The 13280-nt window shown below is 45.8% G+C and carries 17 protein-coding genes and 1 pseudogene; 16 read left to right on the forward strand and 2 right to left on the reverse strand.

The window, feature by feature from the left end; all coding sequences use genetic code 11:
• Positions 1 to 8 precede the first annotated feature (8 nt).
• The 16 genes and pseudogenes from CELL2_RS06040 (at position 9) to pyrH (ending at position 11473) form a co-directional block, all read left to right on the forward strand.
• Positions 9 to 476 carry a chemotaxis protein CheX gene (locus tag CELL2_RS06040; RefSeq protein ID WP_004082082.1) on the forward strand — a complete coding sequence of 156 codons (468 nt, stop codon included), beginning with the start codon at positions 9 to 11 and terminating at the stop codon, positions 474 to 476.
• A complete protein-coding gene (locus CELL2_RS06045; protein ID WP_004082080.1) occupies positions 476 to 763 on the forward strand; it encodes an AtpZ/AtpI family protein in 288 nt (95 codons plus the stop codon). Before CELL2_RS06040 ends, CELL2_RS06045 begins: the two co-directional genes overlap by 1 nt.
• Positions 699 to 1049: an ATP synthase subunit I gene (locus CELL2_RS06050; protein WP_010865371.1), complete on the forward strand. Its 351-nt coding sequence runs from the start codon at positions 699 to 701 to the stop codon at positions 1047 to 1049. Before CELL2_RS06045 ends, CELL2_RS06050 begins: the two co-directional genes overlap by 65 nt.
• Positions 1046 to 1888: a F0F1 ATP synthase subunit A gene (gene atpB, locus CELL2_RS06055; RefSeq protein WP_038034657.1), complete on the forward strand. Its 843-nt coding sequence runs from the start codon at positions 1046 to 1048 to the stop codon at positions 1886 to 1888. Before CELL2_RS06050 ends, atpB begins: the two co-directional genes overlap by 4 nt.
• Positions 1889 to 1901: 13 nt before the next feature.
• Positions 1902 to 2159 carry a F0F1 ATP synthase subunit C gene (locus CELL2_RS06060; RefSeq protein ID WP_004082074.1) on the forward strand — a complete coding sequence of 86 codons (258 nt, stop codon included), beginning with the start codon at positions 1902 to 1904 and terminating at the stop codon, positions 2157 to 2159.
• Positions 2160 to 2172: 13 nt separating this feature from the next.
• Positions 2173 to 2667, forward strand: a complete 495-nt coding sequence (gene atpF, locus CELL2_RS06065) for a F0F1 ATP synthase subunit B (RefSeq protein WP_004082072.1) — start codon at positions 2173 to 2175, stop codon at positions 2665 to 2667.
• A complete protein-coding gene (locus CELL2_RS06070; RefSeq protein WP_004082066.1) occupies positions 2664 to 3215 on the forward strand; it encodes a F0F1 ATP synthase subunit delta in 552 nt (183 codons plus the stop codon). Before atpF ends, CELL2_RS06070 begins: the two co-directional genes overlap by 4 nt.
• Complete coding sequence (atpA, locus tag CELL2_RS06075; protein WP_004082064.1) at positions 3212 to 4723, forward strand: F0F1 ATP synthase subunit alpha; 1512 nt, start codon at positions 3212 to 3214, stop codon at positions 4721 to 4723. The genes CELL2_RS06070 and atpA overlap by 4 nt, the downstream gene beginning before the upstream one ends.
• Positions 4724 to 4744: 21 nt before the next feature.
• Positions 4745 to 5566, forward strand: a complete 822-nt coding sequence (gene atpG, locus CELL2_RS06080; RefSeq protein ID WP_004082062.1) for an ATP synthase F1 subunit gamma — start codon at positions 4745 to 4747, stop codon at positions 5564 to 5566.
• 11 nt (positions 5567 to 5577) lie between these two features.
• Positions 5578 to 6984 (forward strand): F0F1 ATP synthase subunit beta, encoded by a 1407-nt coding sequence (atpD, locus tag CELL2_RS06085; protein ID WP_004082059.1) that lies wholly within the window; start codon positions 5578 to 5580, stop codon positions 6982 to 6984.
• 4 nt (positions 6985 to 6988) lie between these two features.
• On the forward strand, positions 6989 to 7315 hold the full coding sequence (locus tag CELL2_RS06090) for a F0F1 ATP synthase subunit epsilon (RefSeq protein WP_004082057.1): 327 nt from the start codon (positions 6989 to 6991) through the stop codon (positions 7313 to 7315).
• Positions 7312 to 8131 (forward strand): annotated as a pseudogene (locus tag CELL2_RS06095) (DegV family protein). Before CELL2_RS06090 ends, CELL2_RS06095 begins: the two are co-directional and overlap by 4 nt.
• Positions 8132 to 8144: 13 nt before the next feature.
• A complete protein-coding gene (gene hpf / locus CELL2_RS06100) occupies positions 8145 to 8681 on the forward strand; it encodes a ribosome hibernation-promoting factor, HPF/YfiA family (RefSeq protein ID WP_004082054.1) in 537 nt (178 codons plus the stop codon).
• 69 nt (positions 8682 to 8750) lie between these two features.
• Positions 8751 to 10115 (forward strand): ribonuclease E/G, encoded by a 1365-nt coding sequence (locus CELL2_RS06105; protein ID WP_038034655.1) that lies wholly within the window; start codon positions 8751 to 8753, stop codon positions 10113 to 10115.
• Position 10116: 1 nt separating this feature from the next.
• Entirely contained in the window at positions 10117 to 10716 is a 600-nt protein-coding gene (gene tsf, locus CELL2_RS06110) for a translation elongation factor Ts (protein WP_038034653.1), read from the forward strand.
• Between the two features lie 61 nt (positions 10717 to 10777).
• Positions 10778 to 11473 carry a UMP kinase gene (gene pyrH / locus CELL2_RS06115; RefSeq protein WP_038034651.1) on the forward strand — a complete coding sequence of 232 codons (696 nt, stop codon included), beginning with the start codon at positions 10778 to 10780 and terminating at the stop codon, positions 11471 to 11473.
• Here the strand turns inward: pyrH and CELL2_RS06120 are convergent.
• Both CELL2_RS06120 and CELL2_RS06125 read right to left on the reverse strand, forming a co-directional pair.
• Positions 11470 to 12738 carry an MFS transporter gene (locus CELL2_RS06120; RefSeq protein ID WP_038034649.1) on the reverse strand — a complete coding sequence of 423 codons (1269 nt, stop codon included), beginning with the start codon at positions 12736 to 12738 and terminating at the stop codon, positions 11470 to 11472. The two genes, pyrH and CELL2_RS06120, sit on opposite strands and share 4 nt — an antisense overlap.
• Positions 12739 to 12741: 3 nt before the next feature.
• Positions 12742 to 13269, reverse strand: a complete 528-nt coding sequence (locus tag CELL2_RS06125) for a transcription repressor NadR (protein ID WP_004082049.1) — start codon at positions 13267 to 13269, stop codon at positions 12742 to 12744.
• Positions 13270 to 13280 lie beyond the last annotated feature (11 nt).

The raw sequence follows: 13280 nt of genomic DNA on the forward strand, positions 1-13280 counted from the left end.
TGTTATCTGTGGATGCAAGAATCGTGAACGCCCTCATTGGATCGGTTTATGAAACCATCAGAGATGTTCTGGGGATAGAGCCGAAAACAGGAAAACCCAGCACCGTATCACACATAGAGATTCCCCACTCGCTGGTAACCGTCATTGGAATAACAGGTGGAATAGAAGGCAGTCTGATCTATTCTTTTTCGTCGGAGACGGCACTGAAAGTTGTTTCCGCTATGATGGGTGGAATGGAATACAATCAACTCGATGAACTCGCTCTGAGCGCGATAGGAGAACTTGGAAACATGACAGCCGGGAAGCTGGCGATGAAACTCGAACACTTGGGAAAACATGTGGATATCACCCCGCCAACTGTGGTGAGTGGAAGAGATCTCAAAATAAAGAGTTTTGGTGTTATTTTGAAACTTCCGATCTCTGTCTTTTCGGAAGAGGATTTCGATCTTCATCTTTCAGTGAAGAGCGGAGGGTGATGCCTATTTCCAGAAATCTTTTCAGGGACTTTGGAAAATACAACATAGTCGTTATGTTCATAACGACTCTGGCTTCGAACATCGTTGTCGGTGCTTTGATCGGGTATTATCTGGACAAATGGACCTTCAAAAATGGGATTTTACTGTTTATTTTCATAATTTTAGGAATTGTTTCAGGTTTCTATAACGGTTTCAAAATTCTTTTGAAAGAAACTGAGAGGTATGATAAAAGTGAAAAGGTTAACGAAAAAGATGGCAGTGACGATAATGATAATGGGAATGGTTGAAGCACTCGTTTTTGGCTTGATAAGTGGCTTCGAAAAGAGCTGGAGCCCACTCCTTGGAAGTGCAGGAGCTGTACTGAATCTCTTTTCTTTGAAAAACGACATAGAAAAGATGGCTTCCAGGGGAACCACAAAGGGATGGGTCTTTGGATACTTGGGAAGATACACCTTCAGCGCGGCGCTTCTTCTTCTGGGTGGTCTTGTGTCTTTTGAAACTCTTCTGGGAGTTTTCTTTGGTTTGATGAATTTGAAGATAGTCTCTTTCATAGCCTGGAGGTGGACGGATTGAAGATCACGTTTTCAAAAAAAGAGAAAATATTTCTCGCTGTCTTCATTTCCCTCTACGTTCTCGTCGCCGTCTTGAACATCCAGCAGCTGAAACGGACACCCATGGAAGAGATCTTCGGTGGTCTCGGTAAAAGGTGGATTGTGGATATAAACGGCTTCAGGATCAATCCCATGACCATCATCGTTGGAACGGCTATAGCGATCTTTCTAATAGTGCTCGCGTACAGACTGAGAAAGTTCGAAATGATTCCAAACAGAAAGCAGGCTTTCATGGAGTCGATCCTCGAGATGTTTTACGAGATCGTTGACGAATCGATCCCAGATAAGCGATTCGTGAAACCCACTTTTGTAGTCGCAACCACACTTTTCCTCTTCATCACCATCTCGAACATAATAGGTGGAGCGGTGCCGGGCGTGAGTGTGGTCGCCGATGAAACTGGAGCTGTTCAGAAAGTAGTACTCTTCAACGACACCTGGCCGGCACCAACAGGAGATCTGAACACCGATCTCACCTACGCCGTCATGGTCCTCATCATCAGCCATGCTTTCGCCATAAAGTCCAAGGGATTCAAAGAGTGGCTGAAGTCCTGGTTCTATCCAAATCCGGTTATGTTCCCTATAAACCTCATCGGCGAACTGGCAAAACCCATCTCCCATTCTCTGAGGTTGTTTGGTAATATAGGAGGTGGAGCAATACTCGTTTACATCCTCTCTTACATGACGAAGTACTTCTTCGCTCCCATCATTTTCTGGGGATTCTTCGGTATCTTCGTTGGTCTGGTACAGGCGTTCGTGTTCAGTATGCTCGCAGTTGCATACATCAGTTCACAACTTTCGTAAGGAGGGGTCAAAGATGGAAAATCTTGGAGATCTCGCTCAGGGACTGGCGCTTCTTGGAAAATATCTCGGTGCAGGACTATGTATGGGAATAGGAGCCATCGGTCCTGGAATAGGAGAAGGTAACATAGGAGCCCACGCGATGGACGCCATGGCGAGACAACCTGAAATGGTCGGTACCATCACCACGAGGATGCTTCTTGCCGACGCCGTTGCCGAAACAACGGGTATATACTCTCTTCTCATAGCCTTCATGATCCTCCTCGTGGTGTGAGGAGGGGAGAACTTTGGGCTTTCTGGAGATAAACTGGACCTCAGCGGCAATGCTGATGCTCTTCGTTCTCATGGTGTATTTTCTAAACAAATTCCTCTACACACCGTTCATTGAGATGGCGGAGAAGAGAAGAAAAAAGGTGGAAGAGGACCTGAAAAGCGCTGAGCAACTGAAGGAAGAAGCCGAAAAGATGAGATCTGAAGCCGAGAGATTTCTCTCCGAAGCAAGGCAGAGAGCAGACGAAATCGTAGAAAGTGCCAGAAAAGAAGCCGAAGCGATTGTTGAAGAAGCTCGTGAAAAGGCAAAGAAAGAAGCGCAGAACATCGTAGAGTCCGCAAAAACACAGATAGAAGTTGAATACAAAAAGGCTCTGGAACAGGTTCAGGAAAGAGCAGCGGAACTCTCCGTGATACTCGCTACCAAGCTTCTCCAAAAGGTGTTTCAGGATGAAAGAGCAAGAAGAGAGTATCTCGTCAAAATCCTCAAAGAGGAGATAGAAAAGTCATGAGGTTCTCTGCGGTGGCGGGAAGGTACGCCAGAGCACTTTTAAACGTTGCAATAGAAAAAGAAAAAGAAGAGGAATACCTGAGATTCCTGGATCTTGTGTGCCAGATTTACGAATCAAGCAGGGAACTGTTTGACAATCCCATCTTGAAACCAGAAAAGAAGATTTCTCTCATAAAAGAGATAATGAAAAGTTTCGGCCAGGAAATGGATGAGTTTCAGGAACGATTTTTAACGCTCGTGTTTGAGAGAAAAAGACAGAAACTTCTGAGAAACATCAGGGATCTGTTCGAGTACGAGAAGATCCTGTCGGAGCAGAAAGTTCCGGCAAATCTATCGATAGCCCACAGCCCAGAAGATGAAGAACTTTCTCTCCTCAGAAAGTTCGTCAGAAAGTACGCTCTCAAGGATCCTGTTTTCGATATTTCCATCGACGAATCTCTCATAGCGGGTGCTCTCGTTGAATTCGAAGGATTCAGACTGGACACGACGGTTCAGGGCAGACTGAAAAGAATCGCCCGAGAAGCCCTCAAAAGGGGTGAGATGAGTTGAGGATAAATCCTGGAGAAATCACGAAGGTTCTCGAAGAGAAGATAAAAAGTTTCGAGGAGAAGATCGATCTCGAAGACACTGGTAAGGTCATCCAGGTTGGAGACGGTATAGCCCGTGCGTACGGGTTGAATAAAGTGATGGTGAGTGAGCTCGTGGAATTCGTCGAAACTGGAGTCAAAGGAGTCGCCTTCAATCTGGAAGAGGACAACGTTGGTATCATCATACTCGGTGAATACAAAGATATAAAAGAGGGTCACACCGTCAGAAGATTGAAAAGGATCATAGAAGTACCGGTTGGAGAAGAGCTCCTCGGTAGGGTGGTCAATCCGCTCGGAGAACCGCTCGATGGAAAGGGCCCAATAAACGCAAAGAACTTCAGACCGATAGAAATAAAAGCCCCCGGTGTCATCTACAGGAAACCCGTCGATACACCTCTCCAGACAGGAATAAAGGCGATCGACTCCATGATTCCCATCGGGAGAGGCCAAAGAGAGCTGATCATAGGAGATAGGCAGACGGGAAAAACGGCCATCGCTATAGACACCATCATCAACCAGAAAGGACAGGGTGTGTACTGCATTTACGTGGCGATAGGTCAGAAAAAGTCCGCTATTGCAAGGATCATCGATAAACTCAGACAGTACGGAGCCATGGAGTACACAACGGTGGTTGTGGCCTCCGCTTCCGACCCGGCATCTCTCCAGTACATAGCACCGTACGCGGGCTGTGCCATGGGAGAGTACTTCGCATATTCCGGAAGGGATGCCCTCGTGGTCTATGACGATCTTTCGAAGCACGCCGTCGCCTACAGACAGCTCTCACTTCTCATGAGAAGGCCCCCGGGAAGAGAGGCTTATCCTGGGGACATCTTCTATCTACACTCCAGACTCCTTGAGAGGGCCGTCAGACTGAACGACAAACTCGGTGGAGGATCCCTCACGGCTCTACCCATCGTTGAAACTCAGGCGAACGATATATCCGCCTACATTCCAACGAACGTGATATCCATCACTGACGGTCAGATATACCTCGAGCCCGGATTGTTCTACGCCGGTCAGAGACCTGCTATCAACGTTGGTCTGTCCGTTTCCAGGGTTGGAGGATCTGCGCAGATAAAAGCAATGAAGCAGGTCGCCGGTATGTTGAGAATTGATCTTGCACAGTACAGAGAACTCGAAACGTTCGCTCAGTTTGCCACAGAACTGGATCCAGCTACCAGAGCCCAGATCATAAGAGGACAGAGGCTCATGGAACTTCTGAAACAGGAACAGTACAGTCCTATGCCCGTTGAAGAGCAGGTCGTCGTTCTCTTCGCAGGTGTCAGGGGATACCTCGATGATCTCCCGGTGGAAGAAGTCAGAAGATTCGAGAAGGAATTTCTCAGATTTATGCACGAAAAGCACCAGGATATCCTCGACGACATAAAGACGAAGAAAGAACTGACTTCGGAAACGGAGGAAAAACTCAAGAAAGCCATTGAAGAATTCAAAACCACTTTCAGGGTGTGATGTGCAATGAGTAGAGGTCGAATGCTACAGATAAAGAGAAAGATAAACGCAACACAATCACTGATGAAGATCACGCGCGCTATGGAGATGGTAGCGCGCGCAAAGGTGAGAAAAATAGAGTCGGAGTATCAAAAATTCAAGCCCTTCTACGACGAAGTGAAAAGATTGTGGGCGCTGGTTCCAGCGGAATCTCTCGATCCGATCTTTTTTGAAGAAGGGAACAGAGACCTGATCGTGGTGATAACAAGCGATATGGGACTGTGTGGTTCCTTCAACAGTGAAATCTTGAGAGAGGCAGAAAGAGTGATCTCCGAATCCAGGGATCCACACCTCATACTCGTAGGTCTCAAAGCCATAAACCATTTCAAGGACGGAAAAGTGTTGAAAATGTACGACAGATTCTACGAAATACCCGACTTTAGAAACGGCTCTACGATCGTGGAAGATATTCTCAATTTTCTCGATGGGAAACCCGCGAGAGTCAGAGTGATTTTCAGCCGATTCAAAAACGTTCTTATACAGAGGCCAGAAGTGCACGAACTTCTTCCCATCAAAAAGGAAGAAAAAAAGAGAGAAGACTTCGAATACGAACCACGCCTAGAGCAAATTGCTCCGCTGATCTTTCATTACTATCTCTCGGCCACACTCATGGAACTCATGTTTCAGACGAAGATAGGAGAATACTACGCAAGACAGAACGCCATGAAGAACGCCACAGACAACGCCCAGGAAGTGATCAGGGAGCTGACACTGGCGTACAACAAAGCGCGTCAGGCTTCGATCACCCAGGAACTCATAGAGATCGTTACGGGAGCAGAAGCTCTGAAGGAAATAGAAAAATGAGGTGATATGGCATGGCAAAGGGTTCGAAAGGATTCATTGTGAGTATTATGGGACCTGTTGTGGACGTGAAATTTCCCGAAGAGGAACTCCCGGATATATACAACGCCCTCGAAGTTGTAAATCCCCAAACGGGGCAGAAGGTAGTGCTCGAGGTGGAGCAGCTCATCGGCGATGGAGTTGTTAGAACGGTGGCTATGGATTCAACAGACGGTTTAACCAAAGGTCTGGAAGTGGTAGATACAGGAGCTCCCATAACAGCACCTGTGGGGAAAGAAGTCCTTGGAAGGATCCTGAACGTGATAGGTGAACCTGTCGACGAAGCAGGAGAAATAAAAGCCAAAGAAAGATGGCCCATTCACAGACCAGCCCCTGAGCTTGTGGAACAATCCACAGAGATAGAAATCCTCGAGACCGGTATAAAGGTGATCGATCTTCTCGCTCCGTTCCCAAAGGGCGGAAAGATCGGTTTCTTCGGAGGAGCGGGCGTTGGAAAGACCGTGCTCGTTATGGAACTCATCAGAAACATCGCAATAGAACACAAGGGATTTTCAGTGTTCGCAGGTGTCGGGGAGAGAACAAGAGAAGGTAACGAACTCTGGCTCGAAATGCAGGAAAGCGGAGTTCTTGGAAACACCGTTCTCGTTTTTGGCCAGATGAACGAGCCCCCGGGAGCAAGGTTCAGAGTGGCTCTTACCGCCCTCACCATCGCTGAGTACTTCAGAGACGTAGAAGGAAGAGACGTTCTTCTCTTCATAGACAACATATTCAGGTTTGTCCAAGCTGGAAGTGAAGTCTCGGCACTTCTCGGAAGAATGCCGTCTGCTGTGGGATATCAGCCCACCCTCGCAACCGATATGGGAGAACTTCAGGAGAGAATCACTTCGACGAGGAGAGGTTCCATCACATCCGTTCAGGCCATATACGTTCCTGCGGACGACATAACCGACCCGGCACCGGCAACCACCTTCGCCCATCTTGATGCCACTGTGGTTCTGTCACGAAGAATAGCAGAACTTGGACTTTACCCGGCGGTTGATCCTCTCGACTCCTCCTCGAAAATTCTGGATCCAGCGATCGTTGGAAGAGAGCATTACGAAGTGGCAAGAGGTGTTCAGGAAGTTCTTCAGAGATACAAGGACCTTCAGGATATTATCGCCATACTCGGTGTGGAGGAACTCTCTCCGGAAGACAAACTTGTGGTTCACCGTGCCAGAAGAATTCAAAGGTTCCTCAGCCAGCCGTTCCACGTAGCAGAAAGGTTCACAGGTCGTCCTGGAAGATACGTACCCATTGAAGAAACAATTAGAGGATTCAAGGAGATTCTCGACGGAAAACTCGACGATGTACCTGAACAGGCGTTTCTCATGGCCGGAAACATCGACGAAGTTAAAGAAAGAGCAAAAGAAATGAGGAGTTGAAAATGTGAAGGTAAAAATCGTTACACCCTATGGGATCGTGTACGACAGAGAAAGCGACTTCATTTCTTTCAGAACGGTGGAAGGATCCATGGGAATCCTCCCCAGGAGGGCTCCCATAGTAACCCAGCTCTCCGTGTGCGATGTAAAAATAAAATCGGGTGATGATGAATACCATCTGAAAGTTGCGGGTGGTTTTTTGCTCTGCGATGGAAAAGATGTGATCATAATCACGGAAGAAGCCGGAAGAGAAGAAGACATCTCCCCTGATAGATTCATGGAAGCAAGGGAAAGAGTGGAAAGGGTGAGACGATTCTTCCAGTCTTCGTTATAGACAGCGCTGTCACAGTTGGCAATTGGGAACTTCCGTTTCCTGTAAGAACGATCGGTATAAAGGTCTACATCGACGATAAAGAGTACACAGACGACGTAGACATCGATAAAGAAGCTTTTTACAGTCTTTTTGGAAAGGCAAAAAACTTCAGAACAGCCGTCCCCTCTCCGCTTGAAATGGAGAGGGTGCTTCGTGATATAATTTCTGAAGGTTGTACCCGTATATACTGCGTTCACCTTTCTTCAAAGCTGAGTGCTTTCTATAACGTTGATGAAGAGCGTAACCGAACGTCTAAAAGAAAAGTTCCCATCGGTGACATTCAGGGTTATTGACACCAGACAAGTTTCAATAGGTGCAGGATATGTTCTTCTAAAGTTGATGGAATCGGTGAAAGACGGCAGAGAGGATCTTGAAAGAGTTGTTCAGGAAGCAAACGAAAGAATAAAGATCCGCTTCTCAGTGCTGGAATTCGATTATCTCATGAAGAGTGGAAGGGTAAAAGCGATAACAGGAATGCTCGGGAATCTCATAAAGATACATCCCATTCTGAGCATTGAAGATGGAGAACTCAGAGTGGTAGCGAAAAAACGTGGTTTAAAGAATGTTGTAGAGAAAATTGTTCAGGACCTGAAAATAGACGGAAGAAAAATGCTGGGACTTGTTTATGCCGGGGAAGAAATGAAGGAGATCGTTCTTGAAATAGAAGAAAAACTGAAAGACGAACACATCGAAAGGGTGGACATCGTGAGATTGCCTCCCACCCTTGCTGTTCATTCTGGTCCCAAGATGTTCGGAGCAGGTGTATTCATACTGTAAGGGAGGTGCTTTTATGGAGTACAGGATAACGGGAAAGGGTGTAGAAATTTCCGAAGCCATCAAAAATTATCTGGAAAAAAGGCTCGATAAAATTGACAGGGTGATTTACGATGATGACCTCGTTTCCTTCAACGTTAGAATAGAAAAAGATGGTAAGAATCAATATGTGGTTAAGTTCAATATGAATCTGAAAGGGAACATCATCAATGTAGAAGAAAGACACCCGGATATTTACACCGCGATAGATTTTGCCTCGGATGCTCTAGAAAAACAGGTGAAAAGATTGAAAGAGAGGCTGAAGAACCACCCTCATAGAAGTTCTGCACTCGTTGAAACTCCTCTTGAAGAGCCAGGTGAATTTTCCCCATCTGACAAGGTCTCTTCTGTAAAAAGAGTTTCTCTTCTCAACCTCGATCTCGATGAAGCAGTTATGCAGATGGATGAGTTGAACCATCGATTCCTCGTTTTCAGAAACGTCAATACTGGCGAAATAAATCTCCTCTACAGGGACGAAAACGGAGACATTCATCTCATCGAGATGGCAGAGTAAACCGGAGGTGTCAAGGATATAAGAGAATTTCTCCTTAATGTTCAATCAGACAGTCTGTCCTACGCTGTAATGAACGATGGAGAACTCGAAGAGATCTTTTTCGATGAGATAGAAACGATCGCAGGGAAAATTTACCTTGGAAGGATCGAAAAAATTGTACCAGGACTCGAAGCAGCCTTCGTGAAAATTGGAAAGGGCAGGAACGCCTTTTTGAAACTCAGCGAGATTAATGAAGCCTACAGGAAAACTGTTCTGAAAGGACAAGAAGTAAAAGAAGGCCAGAAGATACTCGTACAGGTGAAAAAGGATGCTTCGGGAAAAAAAGGACCTCAGGTAACACCCCAGATAGGGATAGCCGACAGATTCGTTGTCATATTTCCTTTCAAAAAAGTGATAGGTGTTTCAAGAAAGATAGAAGATGCTTCAGAAAGACGCAGATTGAGAACCATAGCCTTTTCTCTGAGAAAAAAATACGGTGTCGGTGTAATAATGAGGACAGCAGCGGAAGGTGTGGACGAAGAGGAGATCATAAAGAATTTCGAAAGGGCATTAGAAAAATGGAACCAGGTACTTCAAAAGTTCAGAAGATCGAGAAAACCGAAGTTGCTATACGAAGAAGATCCTGTAGAACAGATCATCAAAGAAAAGGTGAATTCGAAGATAGACAAATTGATTTACAACGACAGATCACTCCTTGAGACCTTACAGAAATATCTTCAAAATCTTCCGAAAAAACCGGAGATCGAGTACGTAGAAGGTGACCTGTTTGAAAAGTTTTCCGTTTACGAACGTTTGAAAAAACTTCTCTCCCGCACTGTTCCATTGAAAAGCGGAGGAAACATCGTCATAGATCGAACAGAAGCGCTCACCGTTATAGATGTAAACTCGGAAAGCTACACAGACGCTGAAAACCAGGAGGAACTCGCTTTGAAAACGAACATGGAGGCCATCGAAGAAATCGTTCGTCAGTTGATACTCAGAAACATTGGAGGAATCGTGGTAATAGATTTCATAAAGCAGAAAGATCCGAAGAGTTATGAAAAGCTTCTTTCACGATTCAAAGAGGTTGCAAAAAGAGACGGAACAAGAATCGAAATCTTTGGATTCACAAATCTTGGGCTTCTGGAAATAACAAGAAAAAGAACGACAAGACCTCTGGATACACTTCTTTTCACCCGGTGCCCCGTGTGTTCGGGAACGGGAAAAGTACTTTCTCAAAAGATTCTGCTTAAGAGAATCAGAGAAGATTTGAAAAAATTGAAAGATTTTGAGGAAGTAACATTGAAAGTTCATCCGAACATGTCAGGATACTTCAAAAAGGAAGATTTAGAAAAGCTTCAAAAGGAATTCAAAGTAAAACTAAACCTGGATTATGGCTGGCACGATCCAAATTCTTACGAGATCAAGGCGAAGACCAAGAAAGGAGGAAAGTGACATGGAAATATCCATGGACCTAATCAAAAAGCTCAGAGAAATGACAGGTGCAGGTATTCTGGATTGTAAAAAAGCCCTCGAAGAAGCCAACGGTGATATGGAAAAAGCGGTGGAGATTCTCAGAAAAAAGGGTGCTGCAACAGCTGAAAAGAAAGCTGGAAGAACTACCAAAGAAGGAATCATCGTTGCATACGTTCACTTCAACGGAAGAATAGGTGTTCTGCTCGAGATGAACTGTGAAACGGACTTCGTGGCCAGAACCGATGAGTTCAAAGAACTCGCTTACAACCTCGCAAAACAGGTTGCTGCAATGAAACCTCTGTACGTCAGAAGAGAGGACGTTCCGGCAGAAGTCATAGAAAAAGAGAAAGAAATCTACAGAGCTCAGATAAAAGATAAACCTGAAAACATCGTGGAAAAGATCGTAGAAGGAAAGCTCGAGAAATTCTTTGAACAGGTGTGTCTCTACGAACAGACTTACATATTCGACGATACAAAAAAGGTGAAAGATCTCATAAACGAACTGATAGCGAAAACAGGTGAAAACATAAGAGTTTCAAGGTTCACAAGATACGAGATAGGAGAGGGCTATGAAGATTGATCAACGACACACATAAGCGAGGGTGAGCGAAAAGCTCACCCTTTTTTTGGAGGTATGGATCATGAGAGTACTGGTGAAGCTGAGTGGGGAAGCACTCTCGGGAGAAGGAGGCAGAGGGTTCGATCCAGAAAGAGTGAACTACATAGTCAACGAGATTAAAAGCGCCATTGAAGAAGGTTTCAAAATAGGTATCGTTGTGGGAGCAGGGAATCTCTTCAGGGGTGTCGAGCTGAAGAATCTCACCATGACAAGGGCCGATCAGATCGGTCTTCTCGGAACCGTGATGAATTCCGTATATTTGAAAGACATCTTCGAAAGATCCGGATTGAAAGCTCGAATTTATTCACAGATAGTGAATCTTCCGGATGTGGAAAGGGTGAACTACGATTCTATAGAATCTGCCCTAAGAGAAAACAGCATTCTGATCTTCGCTGGAGGTACGAGCAATCCATTTTTCACAACGGACACGGCAGCCGTTCTGAGAGCCCAGGAGATGAAAGCAAAACTGGTGGTGAAAGCCACAAAAGTGGATGGTGTGTACGATAAAGACCCAAAGAAATTTCCCGATGCTAAGAAGATCCCTCATCTCACGTTCTCAGAAGCGATGAAAATGGGGCTCAAGGTCATGGACGCCGAAGCCTTCGCACTGTGTAAGAAGCTTGGGATCACAGTGAAGGTGATCAATTTCTTCGAACCAGGAACTCTTCTGAAAGCGCTGAAGGGAGAAGACGTGGGAAGCACCGTTGTTCCAGATTAATCCACGTATTTCCCCTTTGTTTCTCTTCCAAACATCAGAACGATCACACCGGCAAACATTGCCATCGCGGAGATCCATGCGAGGGTTTCCGCGATGCTTTTTCCTTTCTCCATCATGAAGCCTGTGTAGTAAGGAGCTATTATACCCGCTATCCTTGCCCATACTCCCGCTGCTCCGTTTCCAGTCCCCCTGAGCGACGTGGGATACAGCTCCGGTGTGTAAGCGTAGACCAGTCCCCACACTCCAAGACAGAAGAAAGAAAGGACCAAAGCAGCTGCAAGAAGCGAAGCATCTCCTCTCACGTTGGCCCACAGCAGAGCGGCAAGTCCTGTTCCTATGAAGTAAACACCAAGAGAAGCCTTTCTTCCCCATTTTTCTATGAAGTAGGCTGCCGAAAGGTACCCGGGAAGCTGTGCCACCATCATGTAGAATGTGAACCAGGAAGATTTGACAACACTCACACCCAGCGAGGAGAAGATCCTGGGAGCCCAGGTGAACAGAGCGTAATACACGAAGCTCACAACGAACCACGCTATCCAGATCACAACTGTGTCTTTCAAATGTTCCCTCTTCAAAAGAGCCAGGATGGGAACTTTCTCTTTTTTTGGAAGCTCCACCTCTTCCTCCACTCTTTTACCCAGAGACCTCTCCAGCGCTTCTTTTCCACCCTTCAAAAACGCGTACTTTGGGGTTTCGGGCATCCTAAGAAACACCGGAACAAAAAGGTACCCGATGGAGAAGATCCAGAAGACCCATCTCCAGTTCGGGAGAACATTCACTGCGAAGAGTCCTATCAGTATACTCCCAACCGCCCAGCTCGACTCCAGAAGCACAAGATACCTTCCCCTGAGTCTGATACTCGTGAATTCTGCAAGATACGCGTTGAACGAAGGCATCAAGCCTCCATACCCAAAACCCGAAAGGCCTCTCAGAACTAAAAGAGTTTCGAACGATGAGGAAAAGCCGGACAGAAAAGTGAAGGTGATCGTTACGATGAAAAAGAACAGATTGGAAACTTTCCTTCCAAGAAGGTCAGCCACGAACCCCACAGAAAGCGCTCCAAAAAGCATTCCAAGGAAGGTAGCACTTGCTATGGTAGCTCCCTGAGTAGAGGTGAGATTCCATTCCTTTATCACGTAAGGAAGCACAAAAGAAAGAAGCATAACACCGGCAGCATCGAACATCCAGGCGATAGAAGTGAGGATGAGAAACCTTCTCTGAGTTTTTCTGTCCACGTATTTTTCAACTATTTCGTCTATTCTCATCTTTTATCCCTCCTCTATCAGGAAACCTTTTTTCTTCAGCTCTCTCATGATTCTTTCCATTGTTTCTTCATCCGGTGCCTCTATGGTGTGAAGATGAACTCCTCCAGAGAGAGTTAAGAGAGGTTCTGTCTTTGCCATCTCCATCAAGTTTACAAATTTCAAGACCTCTTCCTCGGAGGAAACATCGATGATACCTCTTATTTCACCGTAAACCGGATGTTCCACAATCACATCGACTATTCTTCCACCGTTTCTCACCACACAGAGTAATTCTTCTTTTATCTCTTCTGGCGCGTGCTTCACAGCTACAAGCCTCGAGACTCCAGACTTTCCACCCGCAAGCACGTATCCCCTTGGCGTGGCCACGATGTTGTAACCAAGACTTCTCAAGTAGGCGATATCCTGAACGATCACCTGCCTGCTCACACTGAGTTCTTCTGCCAGCTGAGCTCCACTGACAGGTTCTTTTGATCTCTCGAGAATCCTTACGATGGACTTCAATCTTTCCTGTCTAACGGTTTTCATGTGCATCACCCGAGCAT

It is taken from the genome of Thermotoga sp. Cell2 (assembly GCF_000789375.1).
Lineage (GTDB): Bacteria > Thermotogota > Thermotogae > Thermotogales > Thermotogaceae > Thermotoga > Thermotoga petrophila.

Excerpts from the sequence above, each read along its gene's own strand:
- CELL2_RS06045 (WP_004082080.1), top strand. The coding sequence starts at position 476 with ATGCCTATTTCCAGAAATCTTTTCAGGGACTTTGGAAAATACAACATA.
- CELL2_RS06050 (WP_010865371.1), top strand. The coding sequence starts at position 699 with ATGATAAAAGTGAAAAGGTTAACGAAAAAGATGGCAGTGACGATAATG.
- CELL2_RS06060 (WP_004082074.1), top strand. The coding sequence starts at position 1,902 with ATGGAAAATCTTGGAGATCTCGCTCAGGGACTGGCGCTTCTTGGAAAA.
- CELL2_RS06070 (WP_004082066.1), top strand. The coding sequence starts at position 2,664 with ATGAGGTTCTCTGCGGTGGCGGGAAGGTACGCCAGAGCACTTTTAAAC.
- atpG (WP_004082062.1), top strand. The coding sequence starts at position 4,745 with ATGCTACAGATAAAGAGAAAGATAAACGCAACACAATCACTGATGAAG.
- atpD (WP_004082059.1), top strand. The coding sequence starts at position 5,578 with ATGGCAAAGGGTTCGAAAGGATTCATTGTGAGTATTATGGGACCTGTT.
- hpf (WP_004082054.1), top strand. The coding sequence starts at position 8,145 with ATGGAGTACAGGATAACGGGAAAGGGTGTAGAAATTTCCGAAGCCATC.
- CELL2_RS06105 (WP_038034655.1), top strand. The coding sequence starts at position 8,751 with ATGAACGATGGAGAACTCGAAGAGATCTTTTTCGATGAGATAGAAACG.
- tsf (WP_038034653.1), top strand. The coding sequence starts at position 10,117 with ATGGAAATATCCATGGACCTAATCAAAAAGCTCAGAGAAATGACAGGT.
- pyrH (WP_038034651.1), top strand. The coding sequence starts at position 10,778 with ATGAGAGTACTGGTGAAGCTGAGTGGGGAAGCACTCTCGGGAGAAGGA.
- CELL2_RS06120 (WP_038034649.1), bottom strand. The coding sequence starts at position 12,738 with ATGAGAATAGACGAAATAGTTGAAAAATACGTGGACAGAAAAACTCAG.
- CELL2_RS06125 (WP_004082049.1), bottom strand. The coding sequence starts at position 13,269 with ATGCACATGAAAACCGTTAGACAGGAAAGATTGAAGTCCATCGTAAGG.